This window comes from Micromonospora echinofusca (assembly GCF_900091445.1).
GTDB lineage: Bacteria > Actinomycetota > Actinomycetes > Mycobacteriales > Micromonosporaceae > Micromonospora > Micromonospora echinofusca.
In genome coordinates, this window is sequence record NZ_LT607733.1 from 1,098,430 (window position 1) to 1,116,261 (window position 17,832).

Genomic DNA, 17,832 nt, shown 5'->3' on the forward strand with positions numbered 1-17,832 from the left:
ACCCGGCGGGATAGGATCCGGCGCGGTAACGGGGCGGTAGCTCAGCCGGTTAGAGCAGGGGACTCATAATCCCTCGGTCGCGGGTTCGAGTCCCGCCCGCCCCACCAGCACAAACATCAGCGCCCCGCCAGGTGTCCCGAACGGAAGAGTTCGACTCACGTCGGTGGGGCGGTGGTCGGCGAGCCGGTTGGCGCAGCACGGCGCATGAAGTTCAGCCGTCCTGCGTGGAACGGGCACTCTTCGTCTACTTGACGACAGCCGGACCGCGAAGGTCGGCGTAAGAAATGATCTGAGCGGCGAGGACGCCTACGGCGACGATCTCGATGATGGACGCGGCGACGAGTACGGTCTCTCGTGAACCGTAGGTCAACGAAATTGCAACCGCGGCCAGCGGCGGGCCGCAAAAAGTGGACACGTCGACAATCAGTTGCAGCAATTTCCGCGTGCGTCGTCGTTGGTCGGACCGGTGAGTCAGTTCCCATCGAAAAACAGGTTCTTCCTCGCCGGTTAGGTGCCCCAGGCGAGGTGCCAGATCCTCGCGAATGTACGTACCGATCGCCGAGATCTTCTCGTCGTTCACCAGGTAGGTCCAGCCCAGCAGCACCGACACCGGCGGAAGGAGCAACAGAAGGTCGGTGTGATTCTTAGAACTTAGCGTGGCGGCAACCACTGCCGCCATCGAGGCGAGCGTTGCGTAGACAAGATTGTCGCGAAAAGTGACCCGATTCTTCTGCTCGTCCTTCAGATGTTGGTACTCAACCAACAGTAGTTCGGCGTTGGTGACTTCGCGTCGGGGCACTCGTTCCTCCCTGGAGGTTCATTGGGGCGGCCCGTCCATGACGATAAATCATCGAGGCAAGTCGATTGGAATAATTCGCATCGACCGTGACCGTCGAGGCCCGAATCGTCCCGAAGCGCATATCCCCAAATGTGCCGGTATGCGCAAAGGCGCGCTACAGCGTGAATCTGCCTGGTTGTGAGCTGGAGTCCGGGCGTGTCAATATCGCGTGTACCGACGCTAATCCCGAGATTCCTACCGCTATTGCTCACACCTTTCGTGCTGATGCCGTCGAACTGGATGAGGGGGGAAGGTGGAACGACGCAAGACATCTCCGATTCGTTGCGATGTCGTCGTTGTCGGTGCCGGTCCGGCGGGGCTGGGCGCCTTGGCTGCCTTGGAGGAAACCGGTCTCACAGTGCTGGTTGTCGAGTCGGGTCCTGATCTCGACGAGCGGGACGCCGCAGTGCCCGAACACCGGGCAAGGGGCGTGGGTGGGGCGGGGCTGTTCTCCGACGGCAAGTTCTCGTTCTATCCGTCGGCGAGTGCGCTGTGGCGCCTACACCCTGCGCCCGCGCTCAGGCAGTCATACGCCGCGATCTGCGCGATCCTGGCGGAGAGAGGGCTGGACTCGCCGGCCTTCCCGCAGGAGACATCTACTTCCGTCGAGGACGAAGCGTCCCACTTTCGGGCCAAGCGCTACGAGTCTGGCTATCTGTCGCTTGAGGCTCGGTACGCCCTGACGCGCGAACTCGCTACTCGTCTTTCAGGTCGTACGATCCGTGGCGCTGCGACCGGCATCACCGCCAACGGGCTGGGCGGCCTGGATGTCACCGTGCGGACCGGGATCGGTGAAGCGGTCATCCAGTCCAAGGCTGTCATCTACGCTGCCGGTCGTTTCGGTCCGTTGTCGTGCCGGATGCAGGTCGAAGGGCTGAGCACAGTCTACCGACGGGTTGAAATCGGCATCCGGATCGAGCAACCATCCGAAACGTTCTTCCTGCGTTCGGACCCCGCTGTGGATTCGAAGTATCTGTGCTCGAGTGAGTTTGCCGGTATCGGGTGGCGTACGTTCTGCTGCTGTCGAGACGGGAAGGTCGTCGTCACCGACTTCGATGAGTGGCGGACGCTGTCGGGTCGGGCAGACTGCCCGCCGACGGGACTTTCGAACGTCGGTTTCAACCTCCGTATCACGTCTCCAGATCTGGGAAGCGACGTGTGGCGGGCAGTGACCGCGAATGTTCGAGGTACCCGGCGAGTGGTGCAGATTCCATTGGTCGACGTCGTGAATCCGGGAGCCGCCGCTGCCAATGGCGGCCTAGCCGCAATGTACGGGGACAAGGGTGCGGACGCTCTGGTTTCCGGACTGCGGCAGCTGGTCCATGACTTCGGACCACGCCAATTGCGGGACGCGGTCGTCCATGGTCCCTGCATTGAGGGAGTGGGTTCGTACATTCACGTTGACGATGATCTTCGGGCCGCTGGCGGTGCTCCGATCTGGTTCGCCGGCGACTCCAGCGGGATCTTCCGAGGCTTGACGGCTGCCCTTGTCAGCGGATATTATGTCGGGCTTCGGGCATTGACGCACCTTCGGGCGCGCTGAGAGGTCTGGAGATGCAGGGTGGATATCGCAGAGCGGGTCCTGGCAGTTTATACGGCACATTCAAAGCTGACCTTCTATTGTCGGGACGTGGTCTCCGAGTTCGTGCTTCGGAACAATGCTGTCCCGCTCAATCCTTTTCGCATTTTCGACTACTTTCTCGGTGACCGGGTGGACCGTGACCTGGTCCGGCGCGGTAACAACAACCTTGTCGCTATCACCGATGAGACGTGGGTGTTTGGCGACGTCGCGAACGGCGTCTACGCCGAGATTGAGCTGGCGCACAAGCTCGGCAAACCGGTCAGATATTTCTCTATTTCCACGTGGGTCGCCGACATCAAGGAGATCCAGCCGGACGAGGTGCGTTTCGAGGACGAGGTGCTGAAGGAGACGGGCATGCCAGTATCGCAGCTCGCAGCGGTCCTCGCGCGCGCGTCGGGGGGGCGAAATTCTGGTGCTGTCGCCGTCTGACCCGGTGCCGTTCGCCGGAGGTTTCAGGCCGATCTACCTTCATTTTCTCGACCGGGAGCTGTCGCAGTCCGCCAACTTCCAGATGACGGGGGCCCTGCTCGAGGGCATACTCAAGAGACTGGTTCTGGGCTCCGCTGCGTCGCTTTACTGCGGTATCTCGCTGATCTGGGAGAACACAGCCCTGGGCGAGGGATCACGAATCCTGCTGTCACAGCTGGTTCATGCGGGCACGTTGCAGCCGGTGTCCTACAACGCGACCGTGGACGAGTTCATCAGGTCTCGGCAACGTCTCTACCAGCACGATGCCGCCAGGTATCCCCTCTACTTCACCGACGACGTCGACAAACTGCGGCTCATCAGGCCGATCGTCTACAAGCCTGACGACACGACCGACTATCTCGAGGGTTACCTGGGCGCCTGGTCGGCGACCGGCGGGCGATCTGGAGTGGAGCCGGATGAAACCCTGGCGCGAAAGCTGATGTTCCGCGCCCTCGGGACTCGTGACGTCCAGGCGTTGACCTACAGCTACTTCTCGCCGTTCGTGCGGGCCAGGGAGGAGAACCAGCCAGCCGAGTGGGCCATCCGCAGGCAGATATCCCTCGGCTACGCGGGCCACTACCTCCAGTTCGGAGACGGAGACATCGCTACCGGTGTTCCCGGGCTCGCATTCTATGACGCCATGCTGTCGCGGGACTTTCCGATGGGGGATGTCGCTCTGTTGGGCAGTTGGCTGAACATGGTTGGCCTCGGCCACCTGTTGTCTGCGCCCTGGCAGACCAACGAAGATGAGTGGAACGGCCTGCTGCAGATCCGGGGTGAGGGCTCCCACGGTCGTCTGGTGCGACTCTTCCGTGTCCTCATCCATGCGGTCACCTCGGTTTCCACGAGGGACTCCGGAAAGGTGACGCAGTTCGGCGTAAGAAACAATGCGCAGGCGATGATCGGTCAACTGGTCCTTGCTAAGGATGTCTCGTAACCCGGTGTCTGTCCGTTGAGGATGGTCGGTCAAGATGCCTGGGTGCAGGTGATCTCGGCAGCCCGCCCGGAGTGGATCTTCCCGTTCACCGGCTGCAGCCGCCAGTTCCGTCGCTGGTCCGATGGTCGCCGAGCGCGGTGACGGCATCGCCGACGGCCGGCCGGGCCGCAGTGGCCTCGACTGCCGGACGGGTGTTGTTCGGTATGCGTCAACTGACGATGCGGCAGATCGGCCGCTGTTCGGGTGTCGCCTCCGACCGGGCATCGACCCTCGCGGCTGCTGGCCTGCGCCGGTGCGTAAGCGGCCGGTCGAGCAGATCGCGATCGTCGACGGACGCTGGTCCACCGCGATCACCGCTGGCCGGGAGCAAGAATACCGCTACTACCACCTGCGGTCGCATCGACGCCAGCACCCGCCTGGTCATCGCCGTCGGCGACCCGCAGCCCGGCAACCGCAACGACCATCGTCTACCGCACCTCAGGCATCGCGAGAAGCTCGACGGGCGGCCGGTGATGGCCGACCGGCGTGCAGCGGCGCCGGCCCGTCGGGTTCCGATACTCACCGTGACCGACGCCATCGCAGCCCTTAACCCCGGAGCGGTGGTGATGGTCGGCATCGCCTTCGGTGTCGACCCTGAACGCCAGGAGATCGGCGACGTGCTCGTGGCGCGCCAGCTCCTGGCCTACGACCTGCAGCGAGTGGGCTCGAACGGCACCCGCACGAGTGTCGTGCCCCGGGGCGATCGGGTGAGCCCTTCGCCCCGGCTCCTCGACCGGTGCCGGGCTGCCGCCGTGACGTGGCGCGAGTGCACGGTGCACTTCGGTCTGGTGGTGTCCGGCGTGAAGCTCGTCGACAACCGAACGTTCCGTGATGGTCTGCTGCAACTGGCCGGGGGAGAGGTGGAGGGGGGTGAGATGGAAGGAGCGGGACTCTACGCGGCCGCGCATCGGCGCAAGATCGACTGGATCCTGGTGAAGGCGATTTGCGACTGGGCGGACGGAGCCAAGGGGTTCCGCAAGGCGGAGAGACAGGGGATTGCGGCTCGGAACGCCGCGCAGTTCCTGTCCCACACGCTCCGCCAGGGTGGCCTGACGGGCTAGGTTACCTGGCTGAAAGGGTTGCCCCCTGAGGGGTCGGCAGATAATCGCGCAGCAGGGAGTCCAGGTCGGTCTGACCCAGTAGCTGTCGCCAGGGATGAAACAGCGGGTCAGGAAGGTCGTCGGTGCCGACCCAGCGCAGATCGGTGAACTTGTCGGGCTCGCGTACCTCCGCTACTCCGTGGTGGAAGTCGCTGACCATCCAAATGGTCACGTAATGCAGCCTCTCCTCGAACAAGTCGTTGGTGATCGCCCCGAAGCGGGTGTTGCGGATTTCAACGCCTGTTTCTTCCCACACCTCTCTTTGTGCGGCTTCGTCGAAGCTCTCCCCGTGTTCGAGATGGCCTCCCGGCAGCGACCAGGTGCCCTGACCGTGCGCTCCTTTTCGAAGGCCCATCAGAAAGCGGCCGTTCCGTAGCACGAAGACCCCTATTCCAATTCTGGGCGGTTGTACGTCCACTGACCCGAGAATCCTTCCCGATCATTGCCGGCAAAAGTAAGCGGTACGTAATGTACCTGACCTCTCCCCGGCCCTCGCGGCGCGAAACCCTTCAACGCTCTTGTGAGGACCGGATCCTCGCCGGTGCCGTCATACGCGTTGACACCGGGCCTCGTGGAGGTTGCCCCAGGAGGAGAACACGAGCAGGGTCGGCAGCAGCTGCTGGAGGTGGCTAACTCGTTGCACCACCGGCACGGCGTAGCCGGGTCAGGACGTCGGCGATCTCTCGGGCCTCTTCGTGGTCCGGCCCGTAGAGCAGCGAGAGATCTTCGTGCAGCGGCATCAGTTCGGCCACCGCCCGTCCGACGTTGCCTTCGGCGAGCAGCAGCATGCCGATGTTGCGGCGCAGCTCCAAGGCGTCGGAGGACACGTCACCTTCGGCAGCGCGGACGTGCGTCAGCACCTGGCGGAACTGGCGCAGTGCGACGGTGCCCTGACCCAGCTCCGCCCGGCAGTGCGCGATCTGCCGCAGGCAGGCCAGAGCATCGTCACCGGTCGGCCCGCCGGTGCGCCTGAAGGCCGAGTACAGGGCTTCGAACTCCGGCAACGCCTGACGGAAGTCGCCGCCGATGATCAGGATGGCGGCTCGCCGTTGCCGTAGGGCAAGGACGCGGGGATTCTCGACGCCGAGCGCTGCCGCCGCGGGTTTGATGGCTTGTTGCAGCGCCTCTGCCGCCTGGGTGTACCGCTCCTCAGCCAGCAGGTCATCGGAGTGTGACAGCGCCTTGTTGAGCACTGCCCGCAGGTCCGCCCGAGAGGCGTGAGCTGGCGATTGCGAGGGGACATGGCGGTTACGCGGTTCCGGCACGAACGGGCTCTCCGGCCGTGACCGTGGCGCGTTGGGGCGACGGTACAGCAGCGTCGGGTCAGGCACACCGGTCGGAAGGTGCTGGGGCGCTGGCGGCGGTGATCCCACCACGGGGAGGAACGGCAACAACCGTTCGTAGACGTCGTACGCGTCCGGGGGGCGCTGCTCGGGCACCTTGGCGGTGAGTTCGAGAACCAGCTCCTCCAGGGCTTCCGGTACGTCCGGCCGCAGCTTGCGCAGTGGCAGGGGCGGCTCGGAGACGTGCTGTCGCATCAGCTCGAAGTCGTTGCCGCCGTCGAAGACGGTCCTGCCGACAAGCAGTTCGTGCAGCACGCAGCCGAGGGCGTACAGGTCGCTCTGCGGGGTGATCCGTAGACCCTGAATTTGCTCCGGCGACATGTAGTGATGTGTGCCGACGACACCGCCGGTGACGGTGAGGCGGGTGACGTCTGTGCGGAGGATCGCGGCAATTCCGAAGTCGAGCACCTTGACCGCGCCAGCGTCGGAGACCAGGACGTTGTCGGGCTTCAGGTCCCGGTGCACGACGGGGATGGCGTGGGCGTGGGAGAGAACCGTGCAGATCTGCGCGGCGACGGCCGTCGCCCACCCGACGGGCAGCGGTCGGAGGGGATCGATGTAGGTGCGTAGGGAGGTGCCACAAACGTACTCCATGACGAGGTAGAGACGGTCGTAGGAGCTGTCGAGCACCGCGTCGTACACCTGTGGGACGCCGTGGTGTTGGATTCGGGCGGTCACGCGGGCCTCGCGGCGGAAGCGCTTGGCGAACTCCTCGGCCTGCTCGGCGGAGGCGATGACGTCGGCGCGGATCAGCTTGACGGCGACCTCGCGGTCGAGGACAACGTCGTAGCCCCGCCAGACCTGCCCCATCCCGCCGGATTTGATCTCGTCGACCAGTTCGTACCGGCCGGCGATCGGCTCTGCCCGCGCTGTCACCCCGCTCCTTCCTGTGCCCCTGGACGGTGGCGGCTCGTCAGGCCGCGTCGTCCGCCACGCCTTCCTGCCGTCGGATCATCTGCCAGGCGGCGCTGCGGGCGCTGCGGTTGAGGGAGCTGCGGAAGTTCTGCTGAGGGTCGAAGTACTTGCGCCCCAGATCGGCTGTGGTGTCGAAGTGGTCCATCATCTTGTCCTCGAAGACCGGGTCGAAGACGTGGCCGAAGTTCTCCTCGTCGTTGGCGACGGCGGCCAGCCGCACCTTCGGGTCGGCGAGCGCCTCGTTAAAGGGTTTGATGACGTCCTGCTCGGTGAACTCGGTGCCGTGCTTCGCGTTGAACCGGTCGATTAGTTCCGACAGCAGCGACTTCTCCGACTCCTTGGCGCCGCCGGAACCGTCGCCGAAGCCCTTCATGTCGGCCGGCCCCTCGGGGAGGAGGCTGACGTCGTGCTCGCCGGTCTTCTCCACCCGCAGGTGGCTGAGATCGACCTCGCCGATGTCCACGCCACCGTCGTCGCGGCGGGGCAGCCGGTTGAGCAGGTGCCTCCCGTAGAGGTAGAGGCGTTCCAACTCGGCGTCGGCGTAGGGGACGATCCCGGAGAGGAAGCTGTACTTGCGGACGTAGTCGTTCAGGTCGGCCCGGAAGGTCTCGGCCGTCTCCTGGTCTTCTTCGTCGTCGCTGTCCAGCAGCTCAGTGAAGCGGGTGACCGCCGGGTCGAGGTGCCGGTACAGCTCGGCGTGCAACTTCTCCCACTTCGCCGTGTTGCCGGCGGCCTGTTCGTCTGCGGCCAGCCAGGCCGCCGCGAAGGTGGCCATCTCGTCGTCGATGAGGAGCGCCGCGGACATCACCCTGCTCTGGGCGGTGTAGAGCAGGTTGGGGTCCGAGGGCAGGGTGGCGGCTTCCTCGAAGTACGGGCGGAAGGACTCCTTGATGTCCTCCGCGTCGTTGACGAAGTCCAGCACCGCCAGGTCGGACTGGCTTTTACGGTCTGCGGTGCGGTTGAGTCGGGACAGGGTCTGCACGGCGGCGATGCCGGTCAGCGTCTTGTTGACGTACATCGTGGTGAGCAGCGGCTGGTCGAAGCCGGTCTGATACTTCTCCGCCACCACCAGGATCCGGTATTCGCGCTGCCCGGCGCCGCCGGCCCGGGCGGCCTTGTCGTCGGCGCGCGTGTACGCGAAGGCCTTCGGCAGCGCACTTTCCGCCAGCCCGTTCTCCTTCGCCTCGGTGATTTCCTCCCCGTCGTAGGTGAGTGTGCCGGAGAAGGCCACCAGGACCCCCGGGTCGGGGTAGCCGAGGTCGCCGAGGTACTTCTTGATCGACCGGGCCATCTGCACGGCCTGCTGCCTGCCTGCGGTGACCACCATCGCCTTCGCCCGTCCGCCGAGCCTTCCGGCGGTGTGCGTCCGGAAGTGCTCGACGATCACCTGCGCGTGCTGGGCGACGGTCGAGTCGTGAGTGAGCGCGAACCGGGCCAGCAGCGGGTTTGCTTTGGCCCGGTCGACCTTCCGCTCGTCGGGGTTGCCGTTGACGAGCTTCCAGTAGGTGTCGTAGGTGACGTAGTTGCGCAGCGGATCGAGGATGAACTCTTCCTCGATGGCCTGCCGCATCGAGTAGGTGTGGAAGGGATGGTATTTCCCGTCCTCGCCCAGCGTGCCGAAGTCCAGGAGGGTCTTGTGCTTGGGGGTGGCGGTGAACGCGAAGTAGGAGAGGTTGGCGGCGCGATGCCGCCTGCGCGCCTTGGCCTTCAGCTTGGTCTCGGTGCCGGCCGGCGCGGGAGCACTGGTTGCTCCCGGGTCGTCGGAGTCGGCGTCGAGGCCCAGGTCACGCAGCACTTCCCGGACGGAGCCGGCGGCTTCGCCGGACTGGGAGGAGTGCGCCTCGTCGATGACGATCGCGAAGCGCCGGCCCTGGATCTCGGTGGGGTTGCGCTTGAGGTAGTCCACCAGGGCCGGAAACGTGTGCAGCGTGACGGTGACGATCTTGCCCATCTCGCGGGACAGCACCTTGGCGAGCTGCTCGGACTTCGAGCCCTGGTTCTCGTCGATCGGCACCACCAGGCCGGCGGTCTGCTCGAAGCTGCCGACCGTCGCGCGCAGCTGGGCGTCGAGGTTCCGGCGGTCGGTGATGATGATGACCTTGTCGAAGACGGGGGAGCCCGGCTTGAGGCCGGCCTCGACCGCCGCCGGGTCCAACCCGGCCAGGTCGCTGTGGGCGTGCAGGGACGACAGGCGGTGGCTGAGCCAGGCGATGGTGTTCGACTTGCCCGACCCCGCCGAGGCCATGATCAGGTAGTTGTGCCCCGCACCGTGCCGCGCCGCGTGCGCCGTCAGCTTCTGCACGGCATGCCATTGGTGGTAGCGGGGGAAAATCAGGGACCTTCGGGTACGCCCGTCCGCGCCCTTCTCCTTGTGCAGGTGGACGAAGCGCTCCAGCAGGTCGAGCCAGTTGTCCCGCTGCCAGATCTCCTCCCACAGGTAGGAGGTGGCGTACTTCCCGTACTCGGTGGCCGGCGGGTTGCCCCTGCCGCCCGGCTGGCCCGGACCCGCCGAGCCGGTGTTGAACGGTAGGAACCGGGTCGGCTTGCCGCGCAGTTGGGTGGTGGCGAAGACCAGGTCGGGGTCGACGGCGAAGTTGGCGATCACCCGCCGCGAGAAGATCAGCTCGGTCGGGTCCCGGTCGGTGCGGTACTGCTCCTTGGCATGCTCGACGCCGGAGCCGGTCAACGGGTTCTTCAGCTCCGCCGTGGCCACCGGGATGCCGTTGAGAAACAGCACGAGGTCCAGCCGGTTGCCCCGGTCGGCCTGCTTGGTGGCATACGCCAGCTCACGCACGACGGTGAGCCGGTTGCGCCGGTAGTCGGCGAGAATGGCGTCGGACTCCACGAACGACGGCTTGAAGTACGCGACCCGGATTCGCACCCCTTGGTCCTTCACGCCTCTGCGGAGCACGTCGAGCAGCCCGTCGTCGGCGATGGCCCTGTCGAGGCGCTTGACGAAGCCGCGCTGCGCGGCGTCCTGGTCGTCGCCGTAGAAGGCGACCAGCTCCTTCCACTCGGCGGCCTGGGTGGCGCCGATGAAGGTGAACAGCTGGGCGGTGTCCAGGGCGAGGTCGGGGCGGTAGTCAGCGGTGTCGCCGCGCTCCCAGCCGTTGGCGAGGAGGGCGGCGACGATCGCGTCCCCGAAGACCGACTCGTGATGGACGGGGCTCATGCGTCCTCGTCAAGGTCGCCGAGGTCGTGCTCGTTCCGGGTGTCCAGTGCCAGCCTCCACAGGGATTTCCCCTCCGCGTCGCACCATCGGGCAGGTCCCTGGGCCGCGACGGGCGCCTTGCTCCACTCCGCCAACTGCCACATCTTCTGCACCAGCCCGGACGGGGAGTAGCGCTTCCCGTCGGCCGCCCAGAGTAGCGGTCGCACCCGTTGGTTGACCCAGGTCGCGGCCCCCCGACTCGGGTCGGCCGCGAGCCAGGCGGCCAATGCGTCCCGCTCGGACTGCCCGATTGCCCGAAACGTCAGTGGTGTGCCCTCAGCAAGTCGGTTGGCATCGACCAGGGTGGGGACGGCATTGCGCCGGCGCTGTCTGGGGGCGCTCTTCACCGGGCGGTATTCCTGCGGCAGGTCAGGAACCGGGGCGCCGCTCTGCAGATCTCTCAGCACCAGGCCGGCGAGGGTGCGACAGGGCTCGGGTTCGGCAAGCGTGCTGGACACCAACTGCTTCTTGAACTCGGCGTCGACATGATGAACGAGCCAGTCTGTGGCGCGCTCGACCACCTTCGGCACCTGAGCCAGGATCGCGTCCCAGTCGGTGTCGGGTTCGTCGATGCCGTCGAGGTCCAGGTGTTGGAAGGCGATGTGGGCGATCAGCCGGTTTCCGCGCTCTACGATCGCCTCGGCTCGTGCCTGACGGTCCTTCGCGGTGCGGCGGAGCGTGGCATCGACCTCCCGCAGGACGAGGACGCTGCGCCAGATCTGGTAGGCGGATGGTTGGTCCTGGACGTTGAACAACAGGTGGTAAGCGCCCTGGGAGCCATCCTCCCACAGCAGGTCCGCGCCGAGTTTGGCCCGGACGGCGAGATCAGAGTTGCGGTGCGCGCAGGCCAGCGCGATGGCTGCGACCTCCACCGAGCACCCGTTCTCCGCTGAGGGCTCCGGCTCACCGCGCTGCACCGTATAGGTCTTCTGAAGCGAGAGGAGGAAGTCCTGTTTGATGCGCCTCTGCACGGGATCGAGAGCGACGAAGTCGCGCCGCTCCACCCGGTTCTGGGTGTTCGTGGCCGTGGTCACCGCGTCGGCGAAGCCCGCCGGGCAGTTCCTCAGCGAGATGACCCGGACGGTCACGTAGCCTTCAGCGACCGCCTCAGGGTCCTTGCGAAACGCCCGGTGGATCGCGTGGACGGTCTGCGCGCCGTTCACCACGCTGGCCCCGTCCAGCGTGAGCGTGACCGGCGATCGCCTTGCCCCGCGCTGGAAGTATTCGGGATCCACCGTGTCGCAGAGCACCGTGATTCCGTTGTTGAAGAACCAGAAGTTGTGCGGGTCGGCGGTGAGCGTGTCAATCAGACCTTGGTTGACCTGCGTGATGCCGAGCGACTTCCGGATGTTGCGGTCGAAGAGGCGGTCCTCGTGGTTGTCGTACCACTCGGCTATGTCGGCGACCGAGACGATCCCCTGGAACGCCTCGTAGGGCTCGGTGATCCTGATCCAGTCCTGCATCCTGGCGGTCAATCGGATGGAGGGCTCGGCGAAGTCGTTGCGGACCACCTCCCAGATGTCACGGGCCAGGTAGATGCGCTGGTCGAGGATGTTGCCGAACTGGTTGAACTCCTCCTGCGCGTCGGAGAGTCGCTGCACGACGTCGGCCGCGAGTGGATCGGTCCGCATCACGGTGGGTACCAGGGTAATCTTCGACCCCCGGTGGCTGAGTACGGCGGTCACCTGGTCCGCGAGGTTCTGGAACCGCACGTTGAAGCGGTCGAACCTGCGCGCATCAATGCAACGAAGGCCCTCGATAAACTTGAGCGCGTCGGCAACGGCGAACTTCCCCTTGCCGCTGTCACTCCACTTTGACTGGATCAGCCAGAGGTGCGACGCATTCTTGTCGATCGCCACCGCATCAATGCCGATGTCGTCCCGGCCATCGATGACCGCCTCGGCGGCGGCGGCCGAGTCGCAGCCGGTCAGGTCGCGGACCGTCAGCGCGGCCAGGGCCCTCGACAGGAAGGCCTGCTCGCGATCGGCGGCTGACTTGTTGGCGAGATCCTCGACGTCGATCAGCCCGTCGAATTCCCGCAGTAGCGCATCCCGTACCTGTCGGACCTGTGTCCTGGGAGTCGCATCGTATGGGGACGCACCGGACGTCGCGGGGTTTGCGCTCACTCGACTACCTCACTGCAGACCGTCACCGTCGCCGTCACACGCTGTGCTGGACGGCCCGAATGCGCGCCGGGGGTGTAGAAGGGCGGAAGGGCCTTCCCTCTCTGCCGGGCCGGACCGTCCCCGCGCGGCGTGACGCGCCTCGATCGCCGAGAAACTGATCTTGAGGCGCGTGCGCCACCTATCGTAGCGCCAGGCGCGGACCTGCGTTACGGCTCAGGACGGCCTGTCGGAAATCAAGCTGATGGCTTGCGCCGTGGTCATTCCAGGTCGGCCGATGGCTGCGGCCGGGGGAAGCCGCGACGGGCTGTTTCATGAACCATGATGGGCTGCGCCGGAGTTCGGTGGCGGTATAGTCCACTCGCCTGATACCGCAGAGGTATCTTTATGCCTCGAAGGTATCAGCGTTCCGGCCGCAATGGTTCTCAGCTCCGCGCCTTCCACGTCGCCCGTCAGCCAGAGTTAGTCGGTGGCCTTGGGGTGCCCGGTGCCGGCATGCTTGATCCAGCAGGTGCGGGTGTCGTGGTCGGGCAGATACCAGATGCGCCCGCCGGCCGTGACCTCGTACTGCCACTGCGGCAGCGTCTTCCCGTTGTGTCCAGCGCTGCTGAGGGAGCCTTTGAGGGGGTGCTGGCGGCTGCTCGGTGGGGAGGGGCAAGGGTCGGACTCGATGGCGTCGAAGGCGGCGCGAGTGTTGGCTGGGGCCAGGCGGCACAGCTCCTCCCAGCCTTTGGCCGCGTCATTGGTGGCGAATCGCAGGGTGTAGCCGCCGGGTCGTGGTGGCGGTGCGGCCCGGTCGCCTCGCTTCGCGCTCACTCGCCGGCCGGGCGCGTTACTGGCCCGAAGTCACCGGTGCTCGATGTGCCCAGGATCCGGTGTAGATCAGGGTCCGCGTGGATTTCGGCGGTGTGCCGCCATTCAGCGAGCAGCTGCGACACCGCTGCGGTATTACCCATCGCGGCGGCTGCCTCCGCCGTGGCGACGAATTCGTCAGCCATCTGCTCGACGTCCCCCGGCGGCAGGAACCGCACCCAGGGAAGCACGGTGGGCAGCGCCTCACGCACCAGGGCCGGGTCCCGGCGCGCCACACTGGCCAGCAGTCGGGCCGTCAGGTCTACCACTTCGCCTTCGGCCGCCGCCCGGTCGGCGGACATTAGCACCAGGTCAGCGGCGTCACGGCGCCGCAGCCGCACCGCGCGAGCGCGGGACAGCCGTTCGGCCGTCTCTGCCGGCTGACGCAGCAGCTCTGAGAACGGCACCGACTCCAAGGGCATCGACATGACATCAACACTACTTCAGAAGTAGCGGAATGTCGCCATAAGTGAAGCCGGTGAGTCGAGGGGGTCAGGGCTGGCGGGTCAGGCCGACGGTGGCGGCCAGGCGGGTCACGTCGGCGGCGGGGGAGTTGGCGCGGAGCACGGCGGTCAGCGCGGTGCGCGCCGCGGGGCGGAGGCGGATCTCGGCGGGGGCGATGGTGTCGGCGGTGACCAGGGCGCGGCCGGCGGCGCAGGGGTCGCCGAGGTCCAGGTGGGCGCGGGTGATGTCGATCAGGTGGGCGGCCCGGTGCTCGGCGGGGAGCAGGTGCCAGGCATCGCCGCCGGTGGCCCGGCGGTGGACGGTGACGGCCTCACGATGGTCGCCGAGGCGCATGGCGGTCAGGGTGCGGGCGAGTTCGACGATGGTGGGGCCGAACCCGACGCCGTCGTGGTCGCGATGGTGCCGCTCGTCGTGGACGGCGGCGAGGCGAGCCGTACGCTCGATGAGGTCGCCTACGGCGACGGCGTCTCCGCACGCGGCGGCGGCGAGAGCGGCTTCGATCAGCAGAGTCCCCGTCAGGGCGGGTTCGTCCGCCGGGCCGTTACCGGACCGTGCCAGGTCGAGATGGTGTACGGCGGTGAGGGCGGCGGTCATCGCCAGCCGACCCCGCCGCAGGGCCCGGAGCGCCTGCGCGAGGGAGACCGCCGCGAGGCCGGCCTGCCGGGGATCGCCCCCGGCAGCGCTCATCGCCCGGTCGGCCGCCAGCCAGGCGAGGTCGGCCTCGCCGAGCTTGACCAGGACCTGGGCGGCGAGGCGGTACACCCGCACCAGCACCTCGGCGGCGGACGCGTGCCCCACCTGCGGGTGGCACGTGTGGCGGCTGTCGCTGAGCAGGTCGGGCAGCATCCGCAACACCTGGGGGAGGTGTCCGTTGCGGTACGCCGTCCACGCGTACCCCGCCTGGTGGTCAAGCTCCTGCACCGACGGCGACTGGCCGTCGCTGCCGGAGCCGGGCAGGTCGTAGCGGGCCAGCGCCGTCCGTATTCCCTCCACGGCGCCGCCGGTGTCGGCGGCCGGGGCCCGCTGGGCCTTGCCGGCGAGCAGCACGGTCGGCGCGACGCCGAGGGCCCCGGCGACCGTCTCGATCACCGAAAGGCGGTCGAGGGTACGCACCCCACGCTCCACCTTGTCCACCCAGCTCTTCGACTTGCGAATCCGGTCGGCGAAGACCTGCTGGCTCATGCCCCGACGCGCCCGCAACTGCGCCACCCGCCGCCCGATCGGCAGCTCGTTGCCAGCCCGGTCCGGCCCGGTCACCGCTCCCGCTCCGCCGGCCGCATGGCGTCGGTGGACTCGCCACAGCGAGGACACCACCGGGACTTGACCTTGAACGCGAGCAGCCCGAGCAGAAAGCCCGGCACCAGGCCACCGAACACGATCGACAGGACTTCGGGAATCACGAGAACCCTTCTCCTTCCTGGATCGATGGCGACCTGGCCTGTGGCACTAGGGAGAAGTTAGCGCACTTACTCGGAAGATCGGAAGCGCAAACATGCACTAACATTGGTTCCGATGAAGACACCCCGTTTGCTGCGCCCACAGCTGCATGGTCGACTTGGCGTCAGCAAGTGCGTCGGTTGAAGGGGCTACCCATGACCAGCAAGGAACCGCCGAACTACCAGCGCGTCGTGGACGACCTGCGCTCGCGGATCCTCTCCGGTGAACTGGGTCCCGGCGACAAACTCCCCACGGAGAAGGAGCTCCAGAAGCGGTGGGGCTTCTCAACCACAATCATCAAGCATGCCCTCACGCTGCTTCGCAGCGAAGGGCTCATCGAGGGTCGACGCGGGTCCGGGAACTTTGTCCGCGACCGGACGCGGCTTGTGCGCCGCGCCCACTCCCGGGACATGCGCAAGCGCATTGGCAGCACGTCACCGTTCGCCCGCGACAGTGAAGCCGCAGGCAAGCGACCGAGTTGGGAGGCCGACAGCCGTAAGGTTCGGGCGTCGGCCCCTATTGCCGAACGACTCGGCATCCAGCCCGGCGACATGGTCATGCATACCAAATACCGGTACCTCGCCGACGACACCCCAATCCAGCTCGCCGACTCGTACGAACCGTTGACCATCACGGGCGGCACCCCCGTTGAGTACCCGGAGCAAGGGCCGATCATCGGCGTGGTGGCCCGCATGGACTCCATCGGCGTGGCCATCGATCGCTTTGTCGAGGAGGTCATCACCCGACCGGCGATGCCCGACGAGGTCGAAGCCCTCGAACTCGACAGACGCGGCGGCATGTGGGTGATCTCTGTCGAGCGCACCTACTACGCTGGCCAAGCCGCCGTCGAGACGGCCGATATCGTGTTCCCTGGCGGCAGGTACCGGCTCGTCTACGAGATGCCCATCGACCCGTGGACGCCATCCGGCGGGTAGGAATCCCTCGTTTCACCGGACGGAGGGCTGGGCGGGCCGGACGTTGCTGCGGCGAAGCAACTGGACCGGATGGTCACGCTGAGCCGACTGCCCAACGTTACGATCTAGGTCCTAATACGGCAGCCGCCGTTCGGGATCATGGCTGGAGTTCGAGGCTGAGTCGGCGTGTGTAGTGCGATCGTCGGGCTCGGGCTTGATGCTGGCGGCGCCAGCCTGACCAGTGCAGACGGTGGGTGAGGTCGCTGATCGGGCGGATGATGCAGGTGTTGATCAGGCGGCGGATCTCGTTGACGGTGAGTTTGATCAGTCCGGTGTCGGTTGGGCCGTCGGTGGCGTCGGCGGCGCAGATCGTCAGGACGGCGAGGGCGGCCAGGGCGAGGGTGGTGAAGCGGTGCCAGGAGTTCCAGCGGCGGACCTGGTGCTGGTCCAGGCCGACCTGGCTCTTGGCGGCCTGAAAGGCTTCTTCGACGGTCCAGCGGATGCCCGCGACCCGGACGAGTTGGGCGAGGGTGGCCGGTCTGGGGGTCCAGCAGCGGTAGAAGGCCAGCTCACCGGTGGTGGTGTTGCGGCGGATCAGGAGGCTGTGTCGGCCGTCGTCGTCGGGGTCGGCGTCGGTGCAGACATCGTCGAGCCAGGCCCAGTCGTAGAAGCGCGGTCCCTTGGATCCGGCGCCGGCCGATCGGCGTTGCCAGGCCGTGGCGGGTAGGTCGCCGGCCACCCGGTCGGCGCGGACGCGGGTCTTACCGCCGTCGAGCGGGACCAGGTGGCTGCGGGACACGGCCAAGACATAGCCGATCTCGTGTTCGCGCAGGCCAGCGCGGAAGGCGGCGCTGTTGCCGTAAGCCTCGTCCGCGGCGGCCCAGCCCGCCGGCACTCCGGCGTCCAGAGCGTCGGTGATCATCTCGGCGGCCAGCTCGGGCTTGGTGGCGAACCCGACCTCGTCGGGCACGCCAGCTGCTTGGCAGCGGTCCCGGTCGGCGGTCCACGACGCCGGCAGATACACCCGTCGGTCGATCAGGGTGTGCCCGTCGGCGCCGGCGTAGCCCAGGAACACCCCGACCTGGCTGTTCTCGATCCGCCCAGCGGTGCCGGTGTACTGCCGCTGCACCCCGACCGTGTGAACGCCCTTCTTCAGGTCACCGGTGTCGTCGATGACCAGGACCGCATCCGGACCACCGAACCGGGCGGTGATCAACTGCCGCAGGTCGTCCCGGACGGCGTCGGCGTCCCACACCGCCCGGTACAACAACCTTTGCATCGCATCCGGCCGGGCGTGTCCGGCCTGCTCGGCCAACTGCCAGCACGTCTTGACCTCAAGATCGGAGAGCAGTCCAGTCACGAACTGCCCCGCCGCCCGACGCGGTTCCACCCGCCCGAACCGGCCCGCGAAGCAGCCCAGCACCTCGGCCAGCACCCGCTCCCACCGACCAACGGCTACGCTGTGACACGCGGCCACCGCCAGATCTGATGTTGTGTCCACAACGCACAGACGATCACGCGGTGGCCGCCTCGCGTCCACCCCGCTTCACCAGCAAGATCTCAAACGGCGGCTGCCGTACTAAGTTCGAGGCGGGCGCTCTTCTGGCA

General features: G+C 66.7%; 15 protein-coding genes, 1 tRNA gene and 1 pseudogene. 7 read left to right on the forward strand and 10 right to left on the reverse strand.

The window, feature by feature from the left end:
- The first annotated feature begins 30 nt into the window (after window positions 1-30).
- Window positions 31-107: transfer RNA gene (locus GA0070610_RS05110), tRNA-Ile, on the forward strand.
- Window positions 108-244: 137 nt separating this feature from the next.
- Here GA0070610_RS05110 and GA0070610_RS05115 read toward each other — a convergent pair.
- A complete protein-coding gene (locus tag GA0070610_RS05115) occupies window positions 245-799 on the reverse strand; it encodes a hypothetical protein (RefSeq protein ID WP_088998951.1) in 555 nt (184 codons plus the stop codon).
- Window positions 800-1,091: 292 nt separating this feature from the next.
- Between GA0070610_RS05115 and GA0070610_RS05120 the strand changes: the two genes are divergently transcribed.
- From GA0070610_RS05120 to GA0070610_RS05135, 5 genes and pseudogenes are all read left to right on the forward strand, one after another.
- Window positions 1,092-2,381, forward strand: coding sequence for an FAD-dependent oxidoreductase (locus GA0070610_RS05120; RefSeq protein ID WP_157747032.1), 1,290 nt, complete (start codon window positions 1,092-1,094; stop codon window positions 2,379-2,381).
- A gap of 87 nt (window positions 2,382-2,468) precedes the next feature.
- Window positions 2,469-2,849 (forward strand): DUF7768 domain-containing protein, encoded by a 381-nt coding sequence (locus GA0070610_RS05125; protein WP_088998953.1) that lies wholly within the window; start codon window positions 2,469-2,471, stop codon window positions 2,847-2,849.
- On the forward strand, window positions 2,833-3,825 hold the full coding sequence (locus tag GA0070610_RS05130) for a hypothetical protein (RefSeq protein ID WP_088998954.1): 993 nt from the start codon (window positions 2,833-2,835) through the stop codon (window positions 3,823-3,825). The genes GA0070610_RS05125 and GA0070610_RS05130 overlap by 17 nt, the downstream gene beginning before the upstream one ends.
- A gap of 42 nt (window positions 3,826-3,867) precedes the next feature.
- Window positions 3,868-4,346 (forward strand): annotated as a pseudogene (locus GA0070610_RS31890) (IS5/IS1182 family transposase); the annotation flags it as partial.
- The gene (locus tag GA0070610_RS05135) at window positions 4,338-4,925 is read left to right on the forward strand and encodes a 5'-methylthioadenosine/S-adenosylhomocysteine nucleosidase family protein (RefSeq protein ID WP_392567314.1); all 588 of its coding nucleotides are present in this window, start codon (window positions 4,338-4,340) and stop codon (window positions 4,923-4,925) included. The pseudogene GA0070610_RS31890 and the gene GA0070610_RS05135, both read left to right, overlap by 9 nt.
- Window position 4,926: 1 nt before the next feature.
- Here the strand turns inward: GA0070610_RS05135 and GA0070610_RS05140 are convergent, their stop codons facing one another.
- From GA0070610_RS05140 to GA0070610_RS30320, 8 genes are all read right to left on the reverse strand, one after another.
- Window positions 4,927-5,382, reverse strand: coding sequence for a nucleotide triphosphate diphosphatase NUDT15 (locus GA0070610_RS05140; protein WP_197697794.1), 456 nt, complete (start codon window positions 5,380-5,382; stop codon window positions 4,927-4,929).
- Window positions 5,383-5,593: 211 nt separating this feature from the next.
- Window positions 5,594-7,183 carry a serine/threonine-protein kinase gene (locus GA0070610_RS05145; protein WP_231925913.1) on the reverse strand — a complete coding sequence of 530 codons (1,590 nt, stop codon included), beginning with the start codon at window positions 7,181-7,183 and terminating at the stop codon, window positions 5,594-5,596.
- Between the two features lie 37 nt (window positions 7,184-7,220).
- Window positions 7,221-10,394, reverse strand: a complete 3,174-nt coding sequence (locus GA0070610_RS05150) for a type I restriction endonuclease subunit R (RefSeq protein WP_088998956.1) — start codon at window positions 10,392-10,394, stop codon at window positions 7,221-7,223.
- Entirely contained in the window at window positions 10,391-12,559 is a 2,169-nt protein-coding gene (locus tag GA0070610_RS05155; RefSeq protein WP_088998957.1) for an AIPR family protein, read from the reverse strand. Before GA0070610_RS05155 ends, GA0070610_RS05150 begins: the two co-directional genes overlap by 4 nt.
- Window positions 12,560-13,018: 459 nt before the next feature.
- Window positions 13,019-13,372, reverse strand: a complete 354-nt coding sequence (locus GA0070610_RS05160; RefSeq protein WP_088998958.1) for a hypothetical protein — start codon at window positions 13,370-13,372, stop codon at window positions 13,019-13,021.
- Window positions 13,369-13,836, reverse strand: a complete 468-nt coding sequence (locus GA0070610_RS05165; protein WP_231925914.1) for a hypothetical protein — start codon at window positions 13,834-13,836, stop codon at window positions 13,369-13,371. Before GA0070610_RS05165 ends, GA0070610_RS05160 begins: the two co-directional genes overlap by 4 nt.
- A gap of 64 nt (window positions 13,837-13,900) precedes the next feature.
- A complete protein-coding gene (locus GA0070610_RS05170; RefSeq protein ID WP_231925915.1) occupies window positions 13,901-15,130 on the reverse strand; it encodes a helix-turn-helix domain-containing protein in 1,230 nt (409 codons plus the stop codon).
- Window positions 15,127-15,273 carry a hypothetical protein gene (locus GA0070610_RS30320; RefSeq protein ID WP_157747034.1) on the reverse strand — a complete coding sequence of 49 codons (147 nt, stop codon included), beginning with the start codon at window positions 15,271-15,273 and terminating at the stop codon, window positions 15,127-15,129. The genes GA0070610_RS05170 and GA0070610_RS30320 overlap by 4 nt, the downstream gene beginning before the upstream one ends.
- Window positions 15,274-15,465: 192 nt before the next feature.
- Here GA0070610_RS30320 and GA0070610_RS05175 point away from each other — a divergent pair, with 192 nt between their 5' ends.
- Window positions 15,466-16,245, forward strand: a complete 780-nt coding sequence (locus GA0070610_RS05175; protein ID WP_088998959.1) for a GntR family transcriptional regulator — start codon at window positions 15,466-15,468, stop codon at window positions 16,243-16,245.
- Between the two features lie 136 nt (window positions 16,246-16,381).
- Here GA0070610_RS05175 and GA0070610_RS05180 read toward each other — a convergent pair whose 3' ends face one another.
- Complete coding sequence (locus tag GA0070610_RS05180; protein ID WP_157747288.1) at window positions 16,382-17,644, reverse strand: IS701 family transposase; 1,263 nt, start codon at window positions 17,642-17,644, stop codon at window positions 16,382-16,384.
- Between the last annotated feature and the right edge of the window lie 188 nt (window positions 17,645-17,832).

Coding starts and splice junctions, on each gene's coding strand:
- GA0070610_RS05135 (WP_392567314.1), top strand. CDS start 4,338: ATGGCCGACCGGCGTGCAGCGGCGCCGGCCCGTCGGGTTCCGATACTC.
- GA0070610_RS05150 (WP_088998956.1), bottom strand. CDS start 10,394: ATGAGCCCCGTCCATCACGAGTCGGTCTTCGGGGACGCGATCGTCGCC.
- GA0070610_RS05165 (WP_231925914.1), bottom strand. CDS start 13,836: ATGTCGATGCCCTTGGAGTCGGTGCCGTTCTCAGAGCTGCTGCGTCAG.
- GA0070610_RS05175 (WP_088998959.1), top strand. CDS start 15,466: ATGACCAGCAAGGAACCGCCGAACTACCAGCGCGTCGTGGACGACCTG.